Origin of the sequence: Micromonospora sp. MP36, assembly GCF_008119785.1 — a bacterium.
Taxonomy (GTDB): domain Bacteria; phylum Actinomycetota; class Actinomycetes; order Mycobacteriales; family Micromonosporaceae; genus Micromonospora.
In genome coordinates, this window is sequence record NZ_VSFA01000138.1 from 1 (window position 1) to 15381 (window position 15381).

Annotated in this window: 15 protein-coding genes; 4 read left to right on the forward strand and 11 right to left on the reverse strand. The window is 70.0% G+C overall.

Annotated features, from left to right (window positions below; translation table 11 throughout):
- Nucleotides 1-48: 48 nt before the first annotated feature.
- On the forward strand, nucleotides 49-567 hold the full coding sequence (locus FXF52_RS37125; protein ID WP_148804353.1) for an RNA polymerase sigma factor: 519 nt from the start codon (nucleotides 49-51) through the stop codon (nucleotides 565-567).
- A complete protein-coding gene (locus FXF52_RS37130) occupies nucleotides 564-1019 on the forward strand; it encodes a hypothetical protein (RefSeq protein WP_148804354.1) in 456 nt (151 codons plus the stop codon). The genes FXF52_RS37125 and FXF52_RS37130 overlap by 4 nt, the downstream gene beginning before the upstream one ends.
- A gap of 127 nt (nucleotides 1020-1146) precedes the next feature.
- Here FXF52_RS37130 and FXF52_RS37135 read toward each other — a convergent pair whose 3' ends face one another.
- The gene (locus FXF52_RS37135; protein WP_148804355.1) at nucleotides 1147-1716 is read right to left on the reverse strand and encodes a hypothetical protein; all 570 of its coding nucleotides are present in this window, start codon (nucleotides 1714-1716) and stop codon (nucleotides 1147-1149) included.
- Nucleotides 1717-2063: 347 nt separating this feature from the next.
- Nucleotides 2064-2918 (reverse strand): DUF4253 domain-containing protein, encoded by an 855-nt coding sequence (locus FXF52_RS37140; RefSeq protein WP_148804356.1) that lies wholly within the window; start codon nucleotides 2916-2918, stop codon nucleotides 2064-2066.
- A 483-nt stretch (nucleotides 2919-3401) separates the two neighbouring features.
- Between FXF52_RS37140 and FXF52_RS37145 the strand changes: the two genes are divergently transcribed.
- Nucleotides 3402-6344: a BTAD domain-containing putative transcriptional regulator gene (locus FXF52_RS37145; RefSeq protein ID WP_187413938.1), complete on the forward strand. Its 2943-nt coding sequence runs from the start codon at nucleotides 3402-3404 to the stop codon at nucleotides 6342-6344.
- Nucleotides 6341-7543 carry a DUF2637 domain-containing protein gene (locus tag FXF52_RS37150; RefSeq protein WP_255472749.1) on the forward strand — a complete coding sequence of 401 codons (1203 nt, stop codon included), beginning with the start codon at nucleotides 6341-6343 and terminating at the stop codon, nucleotides 7541-7543. Before FXF52_RS37145 ends, FXF52_RS37150 begins: the two co-directional genes overlap by 4 nt.
- A 553-nt stretch (nucleotides 7544-8096) precedes the next feature.
- Here the strand turns inward: FXF52_RS37150 and FXF52_RS37160 are convergent.
- The 9 genes from FXF52_RS37160 to FXF52_RS37195 all read right to left on the reverse strand — a co-directional run.
- Nucleotides 8097-9890 carry a hypothetical protein gene (locus tag FXF52_RS37160; protein ID WP_148804359.1) on the reverse strand — a complete coding sequence of 598 codons (1794 nt, stop codon included), beginning with the start codon at nucleotides 9888-9890 and terminating at the stop codon, nucleotides 8097-8099.
- A gap of 50 nt (nucleotides 9891-9940) precedes the next feature.
- Nucleotides 9941-10279 (reverse strand): hypothetical protein, encoded by a 339-nt coding sequence (locus FXF52_RS37165; protein WP_148804360.1) that lies wholly within the window; start codon nucleotides 10277-10279, stop codon nucleotides 9941-9943.
- Entirely contained in the window at nucleotides 10276-11814 is a 1539-nt protein-coding gene (locus tag FXF52_RS37170) for a radical SAM/SPASM domain-containing protein (protein WP_187413939.1), read from the reverse strand. The genes FXF52_RS37165 and FXF52_RS37170 overlap by 4 nt, the downstream gene beginning before the upstream one ends.
- Nucleotides 11815-12016: 202 nt before the next feature.
- Complete coding sequence (locus tag FXF52_RS42140; RefSeq protein WP_187413940.1) at nucleotides 12017-12190, reverse strand: hypothetical protein; 174 nt, start codon at nucleotides 12188-12190, stop codon at nucleotides 12017-12019.
- A gap of 50 nt (nucleotides 12191-12240) precedes the next feature.
- Nucleotides 12241-12627 (reverse strand): hypothetical protein, encoded by a 387-nt coding sequence (locus FXF52_RS37175; RefSeq protein ID WP_148804362.1) that lies wholly within the window; start codon nucleotides 12625-12627, stop codon nucleotides 12241-12243.
- A 162-nt stretch (nucleotides 12628-12789) separates the two neighbouring features.
- Nucleotides 12790-13155 (reverse strand): hypothetical protein, encoded by a 366-nt coding sequence (locus FXF52_RS37180; RefSeq protein WP_148804363.1) that lies wholly within the window; start codon nucleotides 13153-13155, stop codon nucleotides 12790-12792.
- 226 nt (nucleotides 13156-13381) lie between these two features.
- The gene (locus tag FXF52_RS37185; RefSeq protein WP_148804364.1) at nucleotides 13382-13909 is read right to left on the reverse strand and encodes a hypothetical protein; all 528 of its coding nucleotides are present in this window, start codon (nucleotides 13907-13909) and stop codon (nucleotides 13382-13384) included.
- A gap of 69 nt (nucleotides 13910-13978) precedes the next feature.
- Nucleotides 13979-14410 (reverse strand): DUF3085 domain-containing protein, encoded by a 432-nt coding sequence (locus FXF52_RS37190; RefSeq protein WP_148804365.1) that lies wholly within the window; start codon nucleotides 14408-14410, stop codon nucleotides 13979-13981.
- Between the two features lie 74 nt (nucleotides 14411-14484).
- On the reverse strand, nucleotides 14485-15381 hold an 897-nt coding region (locus FXF52_RS37195), incomplete at its 5' end, for a DUF4192 domain-containing protein (RefSeq protein WP_148804366.1).

The following is a 15381-nucleotide window of genomic DNA, read 5'->3' on the forward strand; positions in this document are numbered from 1 at the left end:
GTGAACCTGCACGGCGCGGGCCGCGACTGAACAGGCGAAGGAGGGCAGATGGCCGATGAATTGTTGGTGGTTCGCTGCCAGTTGGGCGAACGTGAAGCCTTCGCCGAGTTGATCCGGGCATGGCATCCAGCGATCGAACGGTACGTCGGGCGGATGCTCACCGGGCCCGACGACGATGTGGTGCAAGAGGTCTGGCTGGCGGTCTTCAAGGGGCTGCCGCGGCTGCGGCAGCCGGGCCGGTTCGCCCCTTGGCTCTTCACCATCGCCCGCCGGGCCGTGATGAACCGACTGCGTGACGTCTATGCACGCCCGGAGCCCGAGGCGGTCGACGACGTGCCGGGAGCCGACGAGGCGGAAGCGGTGGTCGATCGGGAAACGCTCGGCGGCGCGTTGGCGGCGCTTCCGGCAAGGGAACGGGAGGTACTGCTGCTGTTCTATCTCGAGGATCTGCCGCTAGACGTGTGCGCACAGATATGCGCTGTTCCGGTCGGCACCATCAAGTCACGGCTCAACCGGGCAAGGAAGCTGTTGCGCCGCGAGTTGGCGCGGAAGGGATACGAAGCATGACGCCCGAAGACCTGCTCAAACGGCTCAACGCACCGTTGTCGCTGCGTAAGAGGATCGGATACGTGACGCTAGCGCTCACCGGGCTCGCCGGCAGCGGCCTGATCGGCCTGCTGTGGGCAACCGAGCCCGGACTGCCACCACGGACGAAGGTGGCGTTGGCGGTACTGGCGGCAATCGGACTGTGCTGGGCGGCTTTCGGCGGCTGGGCCGTGACCCGCAGGACGCCGATGTTCGCTCAGGATCGCGTCGTCGCCGGCTGGCTCGGACTGGGCGCCTGGCTGCTGTTCACCGTCGGTGCGCTGGTCATCACCACCCTGCGGCACAAGCTCGAGCCGTCGTTGACCGTCGTGGTACTAGCGTTGGGCGTCCTGGCCATCGCCAATCTACGCACCGCCCGCCGTACGAGGGCGGCTCTGCTACGACGCAAGGAACAGCTGAGCCAGCTTCCATAAGTCAGTGACGCGCGAATCGCCAGAAGCGGATGTTCGGGAACGCCCGCTCGCCCAGACGGCTGCAAGCTCATCTTCTAGGCGGACGCTGTTGCGTAGGACGGCCGGTTCTCGCCCGCGCGTTCCTCGCCTACCAGCTCGCGGTCCAGCTGTACCAGGCACCGCCGAGGTGCTTGAAGACTGGGGACTCAAAGTCGGAGGTTTCCAGGTCCGGAGTTGGGCCTTCGGGCAGGTAGGCAAACCCGGCGTCGTCGATGAAGTATCCGTTCGCCTCGTAGAACACGACTCCGCCGGGTACGGGGTAAGCCGCAGTGATGCGGTACGCGCCAATCCTCGACGGCACCGGGACGCTGGACCACTCAACGCCCACGGGGCTTGTCTTAGGCAAGGTGGCGACCACCTGCTCAAACGCACTACGGCTCATCGCCCAGCGGGCCTGCAGCGGCGCTCCCGCGACGAGCAGCGCCAGCGCGAGCACGACGATCAACGGAGCCGGCAGGAACCCCCAGGACCACTGCCGCCGCCGTACCCCGAACATCTCCACCCAGATAGCCCAGGCCACACCGGCCAGGAAGAGCACGGGAACCGCGCCGAGCAGCAGGAAGAAGGAGAAGCCGGGAACGCTGAAGGCCCAGAGCAAACATGCCGCAGCAATCGACACCACGGTGTGCAGGGCCCACCATTTGGCGCGCGGTGTCAAGGGCCCGACGGGCGGAACCCCGCCGCGCCCTGTGGCTACCATCGGAACACCCTGTCCAGCATCGCCCGATCATGATGCGCCACGCCGCGCAAAGCAACCGCCCTGACCATCCGTCACCGCACACTCGAACATCCGGTCATCGGCAGATCCGGAAGCCACTCGGAACAGCCCGCCGTCACCCAACGTAATCATAGAGTCGTTCGCATCCCGACGTCGTCGGGCTCACTCGCGCTCTCGGACGCCGATCATCGCTATGTACGTCTAGGCGTACCTGGCTCTGCAGTGGCGCCTGTACGCCGACAGCAGGCGATGGCCGAGCTCGGCAGGTCACGGTTTGGTCGAGTTTGTCAGGGTCGGTTGTGCACGAACCACGCGTCACCGGCGGGCAAGGCGACGGCGACCTCCCACCGGCTCAGGTCGAGGTTCGGGGCGAGCGCCTTGAGCTGGCCGGCCGCGGTCCACGCCTCGTCACCCGGCGCCGGGCGACGACCCACCTGGAACTGCAGCATGGTGCCCCACGACGCGACCAGGCGTGCGTCCCATCGGTGACGCCACTGCGCCAGCACCTCGGCGAGCGTCTGCTGGTACTCCCGTGTGAGCGCACCGTAGAAGTCCACCCAGTACCCCGAGCTGCGGACGTCACTGGTGGGCAGCAGCATGAGCAGGACGCTGTTAGGCGTGTACCAGTAGTCGGTCTGCGTCATGAAACGCACGCTGCTAAGCACCCGGGCGTGCAGGTCGGCGTCGGCGAGCAGCCGGTCGTACAGCGCCCGCTCCAGCGCCGGGCGCGGAGTCGGCAGCGCCACATCCGACACCAGGGCCGTCAGGTCGACGCGGGCCATGCCACGGGCGTAGTACTCGACCTCACCCTCGTCGACCTCGTCGTCCTCGCTGTAGTGGCGGTAGGCCAGCCAGGGTTCGGAAGACTCCGCGGCCTCGGCGAACGCGCGCAGCTCCGACTCCGACGGACCCGGCTCGGGCTCGGGCCGGATCCTCAGCGTGTCGTCGAAGTCGTCGGTGACCATGACGGGCCGACGTCCGATGACCGGCACCAGTGCGTCGGCAGCCTGCCAGGCCTCGTGCAGGCGATTGGGGTCGACGTCGGCGACGAGGACGCTGCCCGAGGGTCCGTGCCCGATCGGCAGGCCGGCCAGTGGTGTGCCGACGAAAGCCGCTTCGATCTGGTCGAGGTCGTTTCGCACGGTGACAGTGTTCCCGATCATCGCCCCGACCCGACACTGCGTAGAGATGGGGCTGGGTGCAAATCAGGCTCCGGTGAGCAACGCATTCAGCGTCGCCCAGAACTGGTCGAGGGGTTCCTCGTCGTGACTGGATGACTGTCACCACCCTGATGCCACCCGCAAAACCCACCTTGACCAGACCCTGACCCGCAAAAGCTCGGTGCTTCCGGAGCAGCGCCGTGATCTTGGCTTGGTCACGCGCGCCGTTCAGTTCATTGAGCAACTCGTCTGGGCAGAACTCATAGAGGCCGTCCCCCACCACTGGCGTGGGGCTCGGCAGGCGCTGAGCTGCGGTTGTGAGGTCGTGTGAGGTGGCGTGAGGTGCTGTCAGCCGTCATCGCGCCCCATCAGGGCGTCGGCGGTCGTAGCGTCACGGCATTGTCCAATCCTGCGCGTCGGCGGCGCCGTCGCCTGGGTGGTGGTGCCATGAGGGGAGGAGGCCAGGTGACATCCCGAACTGCACGCACCGCCGCGATCACGACTGTCCTGTCCACGGCCGCCATACCGGTCGTCCTGGCCATGTCCGGCGCATGGGCACCGGAGTTGCCCTCGCCTGCCGCCCTCAGGGACTGGATTGCCCAGCCGATGAGCACGGGCTTCGTTATCGCCCTCACCGTTGCGGCTGGGGTGGCGCTGTGGCTGCTGCTGGCCACCGCTGTGCTCACCCACGCCTATGCCGCGCTGGCCCGCCGGCTGCGCTGGACGCCCACCCTCCGTCTTCCTGGCCCGGTTCAGGGCCTCGCCGCGGCGCTGCTCGGCGCGACCGCTGTCACCACCGCCACGGGCGTCGCCGCCCACGCCAACCCCGTCACGAGCAGCGGCGATCTGCCCGCAGCCGAACCAGCCGCCGGCACACCTACCCCGCACCAGCTGAACCCGGATCCGCCAGATGTCGAGCACAAGCCCACCTACACCGTGCGGCGCGGGGACAGCCTCTGCCGGATCGCCGAACGCACCCTCGGTGACGGTGACCGCTGGCCGGAGATCTTCGCCCTCAACCGGGGTACCCATTTCCCCGGCGTCGGCGGCACCCTGCGCGATCCGAACGTCATCTACCCTGGCTGGACCCTCGCCCTGCCCGCCGACGCCATCCCACCTTCGCGGCCACATCCGCCTAAGGGCCCAGCACCACAAGAGCCCGGCCCCGACAAGCAAGCGGTGCCGGACCCCGGGGATGCGGCACCGTCACGGCCTGCACCGGCCGCCACCCAGCAGGCGGCCGCCCCTGAGTCCGCTGCTGCCACCGCCTTGGATAGCAGCGCCGCCGCCGCGCGCACCTCGACAGGTGAGGCGGTCAGCCCCACGGCATACGACAGCGGCCCGGACGAGAAGGGCTCCCGCGGGGTGTGGCTGTCCAGCGGCAGCTGGGTCGAGCTCGGCCTGGCCTTGGCCATCGTCGCGGCCGTCGCGCTGGTGTGGGCCCATCGTCAACGCCGCTACGTCCCCCGCCCTCCCGCGGCCCGGCCCCGCTTCGACGACCCGACCCTGGCCCCGATGCCTCGGGTGGTCGGTCAGATCCGCCGTGGGCTACGCCGCGCCACTCCCGCGACCGCGGATCGGCGCTCCGTCAGCAGCGCCGGGGAATCATACGACCAAGGCCCGGACCACGCCGTCCCGGCTGACGTCGGTGACACCGCAGCTGGCGGCCTGTTGCCGGTGGTGCCGATGTTGAGCAATCCGCTGTCGCCGCGATGGCCCGGGGCGGGGTTGGGCCTGACCGGGCCCGGCGCTGCCGCTGCTGCCCGGGGATTCCTCACCGCCGCCCTCGCCGCCGGCGGCGTGGACCACCCCGAGGCGCGTACCCACGTGGTCATGCCATCTGCGACCGCCGCGGGCCTGCTCAGTGACACCGCCGTCAACCCGCCCCGCACCCCGCGGTTGACCATCACCGCCGACCTCAACGAGGCGCTGGAGATCCTGGAAACGCTGGCGATGCACCGCACTCGGCTGCTCCACCAGCACGACGTCGACACCGTCACCGAACTGCGCGCCGCCGACCCCTACGAGGAACCCCTCCCCCCGCTCATGCTGCTGGCCGATGCCACCAGCCGCTGCGAACGCGCCCGCGTCGCCGCCCTGCTGACCCAGGGGCAGCGTCTGGACATCCACGGCGTGTTCCTCGGCGAGTGGCCCGACGGCGACACCGTCAACGTCGCCGACGACGGCACCACCTCACCCGCCGACGGGGACCTCCGCGAGGGCACCCACATCGCCGACGTCGGCCGACTGACCGTCCTCGACCCCGCCGAGACCGCCGACCTGCTCGCCACCCTCGCGGAATCACACACCGGACAGCCACAGCACCCTGTCACCGCCGATCCCCCGCCCCCGACACCCGTCGACACGTCCAGCCCACTCATCGCCGGCGACACCGCCCACAGCCCACGGCTCTCCGCCACCATCACCGGCCGACGCGTCACCGATACCGCCGCCAAGGACACGACGCAGACCGACGACGCCGATGCCGCCGCGGGGCCGGCAGACGCCGACGAAGGCGTCTCCCCCGCACCGGACCCCAATCCCGACGCCGCGCACCGGGCAGCTGAGGCCGCCGCTGCCAGCGGCCAGGCCGCCCCGGCACGGGCAGCCGACGCACCGGAAGGCGGGACACGGGTGCGAGTGCGGGTGCTGAGCGCGCCCGGCGTCGTCGGCGGCGACCCGCAGCGCAAGCCGCGCGCCAAGTCCCTGGAACTGCTGGTGTATCTGGCGGTCCACGACGGGGCGGCCTCAACCGAGGCGATCCTCGACGACCTGCTGCCCGACGCGCCGTCCCGCAAGGCCCCCGGCCGGCTCTACACCTACGTGTCCGGACTACGCGCCGTCCTGCGTGCCGCCGCCGGGGCCGGCGGGCACGTCACCCACCCCGACCACCGCTACCTACTCAACCGGGACCTGCTCGACGTAGACCTGTGGCGCATGCGCGCCGCCATCCGTGACGCCGCACAGACCACCGACCCGCAGACCCGTGCCGCAGCGCTGCGGCGGGCAGTCGACGCCTACACCGGGCCCCTCGCAGAAGGCTGCGACTACGAATGGGTCGAGCCCTACCGCCAGGCGATACGCCAGGAAGCCCTCGACGCGTCGCTCGCGCTCGCCGACGCCCTCACCGGGCAGCCCGCCCAGCAACTCGCGGTGCTCGACGCCGCGATCACCCACAACCCGCACCACGAAGCCCTCTATCAGGCGGCGATGCGCGTCCGCGCGGAACTCGGCGACGTGGGCGGCATCCGGTCGTTGCGCCGGGCCCTGACCCGCCGGCTCGGCGAGATCGACGCCGAGCCCAGCGACGAGACCCTCGCCCTCGCCGACCGGCTCATCACCGGCCTGTCCCGCCACGGCACCGTCTCCGGCAGCCGTTCGCCCAACCGTGAGGGAGCGGCGAAGTGACCGCGACAGCCAACACCATCAGCAACAGTGCGGAGATCTTGGGCGCGTCGCAGGGTGGCGTGGCCGCCCATCTGCGGCGGCTGCGGTGGGCGGTGCGCTCAACGCTGGCTCTCGGCGTCGCCGCGTCGGTGGCGGCGAACGTCCTGCACGCCCGCCCGAACCCGATCAGCCAGATCATCGCCGCGTGGCCGCCCCTGGCGCTCCTGCTCACCGTCGAGCTGATCTCCCGCGTCCCCCACCACCGCCGCTTCCTCGGCGCGATCCGCATCGCCGCGACAGCGGTCATCGCCGGGATCGCGACCTGGGTCTCCTACTGGCACCTCGCCGGCGTGGCCGCCCGCTACGGCGAAACCGAACACGGCGCCGCCTTCCTGCTGCCCATCTCCGTCGACGGGCTCGTCATCGTCGCCAGCGTCAGCCTCGTCGAGCTCACCGCCAGGATCCGCGCCGCGACGTCCGCAAAAGTCGCAGCCGCGCCCGTGATCTCGCCGTTGGCAACCGCACTCGAACCCGTAGGCCCACCGGCAACGGCCGCCAAGACCGCCGCGGCACCTTCATCGGCCTCGATTGTGCCCGTCACCACCGGCACGCCAGCCAACGGGGAACCGGCTGCTGCGGTCACAACCGTTCCTGGCGCCGCCGATGACATCGTGGTCGGCCATCCCGCTGCAGGCGCAGGCGAGCGTTCACGCCTGCGGCGTTCGGCCCCGTCCTTGGTGCCGCATACCCGCACCGCTAAGCCGACCGCGATGCCCGAGCATGCCGACGGCGTCCCCGCACACGCGTCGCATCCCTTCCGGGACGAACGCGATGAGGGCCTACGGGCTCCCTCTGGGGACAACGGCCCGAACGAAACACCTGCCCCCCGCATGCCCAGCGAGCCCGCACCGCGCTCCCGCTCGTCAGACGGCCGTTGGCACGACGACGCGGCGCCGGGCACGCTGCCATCAGCGGACGGAGGTGGCGACGACAGTGTCGTGCCCGCGGATGGCGCGGGTGAGAGGCCGGCAGACGACGTGCCGGCCGACACCGCCGCCGCGGTCGCCTACTGGCGCCGCCGCGCCCCTCATCTGCACCCGGCAGACATCGCCAGGCGGATCGGCAAGTCCGAACGCACCGTCCGCCGCTACCTTTCGCGACCAGCCACGAACGGCACGACGCGCGTCGAGCGACTCATGACCGACAACCGCCGCCAATGACACCGCCGGGTCAGCCCTTGTCGTGAGCGTTAACCGCACCCTCCAGGCGGCTGAGCACGCATTCGTGCAGCCCTAGTAACCGGCGAAAGGGAGAGAGCCCAGGAAGCGAGGTTCCTGGTCAGGCAGCTCGACCAGAGGACTGACCTCGCCGGTCGCCTGGTCGACATGGTCGTCTGGGTCGTTTACCTAGAGGATGTCGACTCGGTCCAGGCCAGCCGCTCCAGGCTCGCCTCGAGGCTGCGCAGCACCCTGTCCCGGCCCGAGTTGAAGCGCCGCCGCAGGTGTCCCGCACATAAAGCCGCCGACGACCCAGGTCCGAGCCGGTCGGCGACTTTCGGCTCCAGCAGCCGCCGACTTCGTGGAGAGCAGGAAGCTGCCAGTCCCGGCCGGGCGGCGTCCATCCGACCCGCCGCTCGGACAGGCCCAGGCCGTAGTGCGGTGCGGTGTTGAAGTACCGGATGCCGTCGTCGAACGCCACCGCGACGGTCCTCGTCCACTCTCCCCATCCGCTCGGCCGCCCGGCAAGCCGCCGGCGGCAATCACACTCCAACGGTCAGCGCGCCAGGCTGGCCCCGACAGACGACGGGTCGTAGCGGAGCTGAGCCGCGTCCCCCACCGCCCTCGTCAGCACCGAGAGGGCGGAGAAGGCACCGTCGCCGCCGATCCTGGCGGCCAGGATCCGTAATGGTGCGAGCTGTGCCCGGCAGTCCATGATCTGGTTCTGTTGCAGCTGCGACACGGCAAGCAGCAATCGATCGTGGAACTCCTCAGTAGGTCTGAGTTCGGTGGGCCGGGTGCCGGCAAAGACGCTACCGAGCAGATGCACCACCTCGGCATAGTCCTCTTCGGCGAATACCAGTCGCGCCATGTCCCTACGGATCTTGTTGGCGAGCCGGGTGTCCGACTGGGTCATCTCGAGGGCGGTGGCCAACTTGTCGATGGCTCTGCGCCGATCGCCGAACCGCACCAGTAGCAGTTTCGCGGCATTGGGTCCTACCAGTGCGAACGCCCACCGGGCGGACGGCATCTCCTGTTGCTCGGCGAGGTAGTGGGCCAAGCGCTCCGCCCGCTCCTCCAGGTCCAGCGCGGCCTGGTCACGACCTTCCAGGTACTCCACCAGGGCCAGTCCGTTCAGCAGGCCGATTTCCAACCTGGCTCGTGGCACGGCGTCCATCAACGCCGCGGCCTCTCGCAGGGCCCATTCGTACAGTTGTCTCGCCTCGGCCAGGGCGGCCGGGGTTCGTTGCTTCGCCAGGGCGTTGGCGAGTTGATGGGTGAGCGCCAGCTGCCGATCTCCGTTTTCACCGGTCGTCATTTGGCGGGCACGGCGCAGGTGGCGCACCGCCTCCCGCCTGGCCCGCTCGACTGGTTGCAGTCGCGCGGCGAGCCGAGCCGCGGCGAGATGCGCGGCGATCCGCTGGCCCCGGGAGGTTGCCACTCCGGTGTCCGCGCCGGTTCCGGCGGTGGGGGCGGCATGGATGACGGGGACAGCGGCAGCGATGGCCGCTGCGTGCCGCTGCAGCAGCTCCCGCCCGATGATGCCGCATCCGCCGAATAATGCGGCGTGCTGGCGGCGCAGTCGTCCATGGTCACCGCTCGCGACGGCCAGGTGCGCCCGGCGTAGGTAACCCCAGCCTTGTGGTGGCCAGGCGTCGGAGAGTTCGCCTGCACACCGCTGCCGGTCGGATGCGTCGAGTCCGGCCCACAGCCGCCGTCGGGTGCCCGCGCTGAGGCTGATCCAGCTGGCGCCGCCGGGACCGGAGGTGGTGAGCAGGTCGGCGGTCTCCTGGCTCAGACCCAGGCTCGTGGCAGCGGCCAGTGGGACGCCAACCCTGGACGCCGCGAGCACCGTGAGGACCCGGCGATCCGCGGCGCCGAAGCTCGACACCGGGGTTGCCGCGGGTGGGCCAGCCCGGTCCGGGAGGGGAAGAACGTACCGGAGCAGTTCGCCTGGCATCGCGGAGAGCCGACTGCTGAAGGCGAGAACGAAGCCGGTCTCCGCAGCCAGGCGAGCGAGTTCTGTAGCGAAGTGCTGCACGGAATGTTCGGTCCGGGGGCCGATCGAGAACGCACAGCCATGCCCCTCGCCGAGTTGGCTGATGGCGCGGGCCGCTGCGTACAGCAGGAGACGTTGCTCGGTGTCGTCTTCCTCATTGTCCGGGATGTCCGCGTCGCCGGGATCGGCCGGTTCCCGCGCCCGCCCGAGCTCTTCCCAGCGCGGGGCCAGGGCCGCGGCCACGGATGCCAGCAGGGGCGTGGCGCGTCGGCTGAGCGCCGATTCCACCGCGTCGAGCACCGGAGGGTACGCGGCCGGGGCGGCGGTGTCGTAGACGCCGAGCCAGTCCACGGCACTTACCACCCGACGCCAGTCGACTCGCCGCGCAGACCAGTGAGCCGTCACGAGGACTTTCCGGAGCCTGACTGACCTCGCGGCGGTTTGGACTGGATCTCGGCGACGTGTTGCTCGGCCTCCTCGAGCTGTTGCCGCAACTGCGCGACCCGTTCCCTCCTGACCTTCTCCAACTCGGACGGGAGCATTCGCAACTCCTCGACAACCCCGCGGCAGCCGCACTTGTAGTCGTTGCAGTCGCAGTCGGTGCCACACCCCGCCTCGCGTGCGCCGGACTGGCTCAACAGCCCTAGGAGGCCACCGTTGAGGAGTAACTGGGTGAGATCGGTGGTGTCGTTGAGCGCGACGGCATTCTGGGAACTGGAACTTCGGGCGGCTGATGTCATCGGGAACTCCTGGACGCGGCGAGGTCGGCTCGACCGTTGGTGATTTGCAGGATGGGTAGGCGTCGGGTCTGCTTGCGGGTCGGTGCCCTGTCCCCGAGCAGTTGCCGCTCGATGTCTTCGTACGCCTCGGCGAGGGTCCGCGGGAAGAAGGCTTGGAACCCTTCGCACGCGGCGGCGAAGATCGTGCCGTTGTCGTTGTAGGCGTGGTTGGCGCATCCCCCGTTGTGGATCAGTGCGTACGGGCAGCGGGAGCACTGTTCGATGGCGCCGGGGAAGCGGGAGAGCCAGGCCCGGGTGGCCTGCTCATCCAGATTCAGGACGCCGCCGCGGTACTGGCCGATCTGGCGGTCCGCCAAGCCGATCTCATCCCAGCAGCCGTACAGCTCGCCGCGCGGAGCGAACATCAGCAATCCGGTCTCCGCGCTGCAGTTCGTGGCCCGGTGAAATGGATATCCGCCGGCCAGGGCTTGTCCAAGGATGGTCGTGGCATAGCCTTCGTAGCTGGTCACGCAGCTTGCCTGAGCGGCGCGCAGGGTACTGGTCAGCTCCGTCAGGTGGGTCCGGGAGATCAGGGGCTGGTGCGTGGTCTCGCCGGAGACGACTGCGGCATTGGCGTGGAAGGCGGGGTGCCGACTCCAGCCCTTTTCCGCGAAGAGGTCGCTCAGCATCGCGACATGCTCCACGTTGCTGCGATCGACGTTGATCCGGATCCTGGTCTGCACGCCAGCCGCCAACGCCAGGTCAATGTTGTCGACGATGCGGTGGAAGGTTTGCCGGAACCGCGGGCCGACGCGACGCCGGTCGTGCAGGTCCGGCATCCCGTCGAGAGTGATCTGCAGTTCGGACAGACCGTCGGGGCCGAGCAGATCGGCAAAAGCGTCGAGCTGCACGCCGTTCGTGATCGCCCACATCGCCGCGCCTCGGCGCCGGGCCTGCTGGACTATGTATTCGACGACCTCGCGAGTACTCCCCGACAGCGGTTCACCTCCGAAGAGGCCGATTCGCCGGCCAAGCCGGCCGTGCTGGGCAGTATTGTTTTCCGTGGTGCCGTTCTCCGGCGTCATGCCGATCTGCCGGGAGATTGCCCCCGCACGGTTACAGCGGTCGATCACCCGAAACGCGTCATCGACCAGCTCGCGGGACATGATGACGCCGTATCCGCCCTTGCCGGCATGCATGTCGTGACCTTGGAAGCAATAGGGACAGCGCAAGTTGCAGGTGTACGCCGGGACGAAGACGAAGCTTGGCGGCGCGGCAGCAAGGTCGGCTTCGTGGAGCAGGCTCGCCACCTCTACCAGCAACTCGCGTTCCCGCTCCACAGGAAGGTCGGTGAGGTATCCGCGCTGCCGTAGGTGCTCCTCGACGGCGTCACCGTGGGCCCAGGGCGGAGAGATCACCTCCTCGCCGCGGTGCTCAACCAGGTAGGCGCCTGCGACTGCCGTGACCTTGTCCAGACTTCCCCGCAGGCCATGAAAAAGGAGGAAGAAGCGGTCATCGGCGAGTGGCGCACCGATGGCATAGCTGCTCACCCGCATGGCCCACACCCCTGCCGATGGCCACGCGTCGGGATCGATCGGCAAGGTGGCACACCCATCGGAGAACAACCCTTCACATCGGCGACCCGAGACGTACCGCAAATCGGATATCGCGCTGATAGCTCGCGGCTGACCACCGCTCCAGGCAGAAGCTACCCGGATCATCCAGGTGGTACGACCACGTCTGGGACACCTCATCCTTTTAGGGATGCTCCTGACCGAAAGGCAGGCCCGCGCCGCGCTGCTCAAGGTCCTCGTTGAAAAGCGCCTGCGCCCTGGTCCAGCGGTTCAGGTAGTCGTGGATGGTGAGACTGACGGTGTATGCGAGCGGGACGTCGTTGTCGGTGCCGCTTGCGGTGGGATGGACGCCGTCCACCAGCCGAGCCGGTCAATCGGCTCGCTCTTGCGGCAGGAAGCCCATGCCCCTCACGGGTCAACTCCTTCGGGAGGAGTGGGGAGAGGGTGGTGGGGTGGGTCGACCTCAATGAAGCCGAAGAGCCGTTCGATCAGCTGTAGCGATTGCGTGCTGTAACGGTCGGCGAAGCCGCGGCAGATCGCCGGTTTGGCCTCGGGGTCTTTGTAGTGCGGCAGGGTGTCGTGGCAGATGACGAAGGACTCCCGGCAACGGGTTTCGTTGACGAGCTCGTGCAGCCGGCCGGGCGCGAGGTGCATGCGGTTGCCGGGGGCGAAGATGCAGGTGTCGCATTGCTGCGAGAGCAACCGTGACTTGCCGAGGACCGGGTCGCCGACGCTGAGAGCATGGCCGGGATCGGCTGCGACGGTTTCGTCGTCGGAGCCGGTTACAGGTTTCATGATGTCTGCCTCCGGAAAGCGGCCGGTGGCGTCGCCATCGGGCGACGCCCCGGTTGATGTCGGGTTTTGGGTGGTGAAGTGTGCGGGCGCCGCAGCCAGTTCTCCCAGCAGGTGGGCCAGCCGAGCCGACTGGCCGCCGGTTAGCGGAGAGTCGGGTCGGGTTCAGGCGGCTTGCGGCAGCGGCAGGGGCAGGGGCAAGGGCAGGGGCAAGGGCAGGGGCAGGGGCAGGGGCCGCTGGCGTGATATCGCTGGCCGGGTGGGGCGGAACCAGCCGACGAATGGCCCGGCGGTGGCCGTTGCGATGACCTGCGCTCGGCCGCGAGCCGGCGGGGTGGGTCGGGTGGCGGCTGCGCGGGCGCGGTGGGCGTCGCGTAGTGGTGGGCATGGGTATGCCTCGGGTGCGCAGCGCAGGTTGGCGCATCGGCCGGGCTGGTCGGGGTGGGGTGGGTGGGCTTCGGCGACGTCGGTGGCGAGCAGCCACAGCAGGATGTCGGTGACGGTGCCGGGTATCGAACGGCGGTGCCGCATGCGATTGCTTCCCCTTTGTGGTTGTCGGCGGTGGGTGGCCACCGCCCCGGCCAGCAGTGTGGGGATGCCGCTGTCGGGTACGCCGGGGCGGCGGCCGGGGTGCAGTGACGCTCGACTTTCCGGATGGATCAAGTCGCCGCCGCGACTGCCAGGGTGTGGGCGCCGGTCACGGTGGAGCCGCCGCCTGGTGGTCGCGGTGGATGGGGGAGCTGTCCGGCGGGAGGTGTCATCGCAGGTCGGCTGGCTCGTCGGCGGCAGGGTCGACGTCGCCGGGGGTGGTGTCGTCGCGGGCGGCGGCGTGCCAGTCGATGTGGCTGTCGTGGCCGATGCCGGTCAGGGCGGTGTCGATGAGGTCCTCGGCGGTGTCGAGGGCGTCCTCGCGGCCGCTGGCGGTGACCTCGATCATCAGGGGCAGGGTGAGGCGTATCTGCCAGCGGCGCGGCAGGCCGGGCAGGTCGAGGGTGTGCAGGATCCGCTCGGCGGCGTCCGGGTCGATGTCGCGGTCGCTGGCCGCGTCGCGCAGCGTCTGCCATACCTGCCGGCGCAGCCCCGCCGCCTGCTCGTCGGTAGCGGGCGGCGAGATGGGCGGGGTCGGGGCGGGCTGGTGGGCGCGTAGGTGGTCGTGGATGCGGGTGGTGGTGTGGGTGAGCCAGCCCAGTGGGGCGGGCTGGCCGGGGTGGAAGGCGTCCCAGGCGTCGCGCAGGACGGACTCCAGGGTCGCCGGTTGCGGGTTGGGACTGTCATGGGTAGACATGCGGGTCTCCAGGGCTGGGGAACACGTCGGCCCCGCCTGCCGAGGGGGAAGGCGGGGCCGACGGGATGGTCAGTCGTGGTGGCGGGTGCGGGCGACGCGGACCTCGTAGGTGTCGGCGCTGACGGTCAGGTGCAGCCACCGGTAGCCGGCGGTGTGGGCGTCGCGGAGCATGCCGATCAGCGGTGTGGGGTCTTCGGTGAGGTGCAGGTGTTCGGCGAAGTCGTCTCCGCCGAGGTCGGGGTCGTGGCGGTGGCCGTCGGTGTCGGGGTTCCAGCCGTGGGCGTAGACGACGAGGTTGGCGTCAGGGCGGTTCGGGTCGGCGAGGTGGGGCAGGCCGCTGGACATGAGGTAGATGCCGTGGTCGTGGACCCAGACCAGGGCGCCGGGGCAGGTGATGCCGTCCTGGTGTTCGGTGAAGGACGGGGCGTGGCTCGGGCTGGCCGCGGCGTGTTCGGCCAGCCGCAGCGTGTCGCGCAGGTCGAAGTAGAGGTGCAGTGCCATCAAGGTTCTCCTTGAGGTGATCGGATCCGGTTGGCCGGCGGGTGCCGGCCGTGCGGTCGCCGTGGGTCAGGCGATTACGGAGTCGGGCTGCCGGTGGTGGGCCCGTCGTTGAGGGCTGCGGGTGGGATGCCGTGGCGCAGGGCGTGGTCGATGAGCCGGGCGAGGCGGTAGTGGGGGTCGGCGGTCAGGGCCCGGTCGAGGGCGACGGAGGCGAGGGCGCCTTGGCCTTGCCGCCACGCGGTGAGGGCGAGCAGGCTGGCAGGGGCTGCGGCGTAGGTGGAGTCGGCGCGGCGGGTGAGGTCGGTCCACAGGGCGAGGTGGCACGGCTGGTCGCCGGTGGTCTCCCCCGCGTGGTCGCGGACGGCGATGTCGGCGAGCAGAACCGCGAGCCAGGCCACCTCGTCGTCGGTGAGGACGGCGTCGGCGGCGTAGCGGGCGAACGCCTCGTCGACGGCTTTCTTGCCGGCGCGGATGAGCGCCGCCCGCCCGCCGTGGGTCTGGGTGGTGAACGCGCGTTCCTGCGCCCGCCGGCTCGCCACGGCCATGCCGGCGCTACTGGTGGGGGCGACGCTGGCGACCAGGGCGGCCCGGTCGGGCAGGGCGGTCTGCCCGGCGACGACAGCGTGTACGGCGGTGGGGCCGTAGTGCGGGTCGAACGGCACCCCGTCGGGTGGGCAGCAGTGCGGGTCCTGGCATTGGTAGGAGTGGTAGCGGCCGTCAGTGACGCGCAGCGCGTCGAAGACGGTGATGCCGGCGCCGTGCAGGTGTGGGGTGAGGGCGTCGATGACCGGGGTGACGGTGGTGGCGGGTCCGTAGCCGATGAGGATCGCGGTGGTGGCGTCGACGTTGCGCAGCAGGGCGAGGTGCTGCCGTCCGACGGCGTGCACCCAGGCGGCGACCGTGGCGGGCTCGGGGAGGTCGGCGCGGCCGGCCACGGTGATGCGGCTGCCGGTGAGGCCGACGATGACGAG

Coding starts and splice junctions, on each gene's coding strand:
- FXF52_RS37125 (WP_148804353.1), top strand. CDS start 49: ATGGCCGATGAATTGTTGGTGGTTCGCTGCCAGTTGGGCGAACGTGAA.
- FXF52_RS37165 (WP_148804360.1), bottom strand. CDS start 10,279: ATGACATCAGCCGCCCGAAGTTCCAGTTCCCAGAATGCCGTCGCGCTC.
- FXF52_RS37130 (WP_148804354.1), top strand. CDS start 564: ATGACGCCCGAAGACCTGCTCAAACGGCTCAACGCACCGTTGTCGCTG.
- FXF52_RS37170 (WP_187413939.1), bottom strand. CDS start 11,814: ATGCGGGTGAGCAGCTATGCCATCGGTGCGCCACTCGCCGATGACCGC.
- FXF52_RS37175 (WP_148804362.1), bottom strand. CDS start 12,627: ATGAAACCTGTAACCGGCTCCGACGACGAAACCGTCGCAGCCGATCCC.
- FXF52_RS37180 (WP_148804363.1), bottom strand. CDS start 13,155: ATGCGGCACCGCCGTTCGATACCCGGCACCGTCACCGACATCCTGCTG.
- FXF52_RS37190 (WP_148804365.1), bottom strand. CDS start 14,410: ATGGCACTGCACCTCTACTTCGACCTGCGCGACACGCTGCGGCTGGCC.
- FXF52_RS37185 (WP_148804364.1), bottom strand. CDS start 13,909: ATGTCTACCCATGACAGTCCCAACCCGCAACCGGCGACCCTGGAGTCC.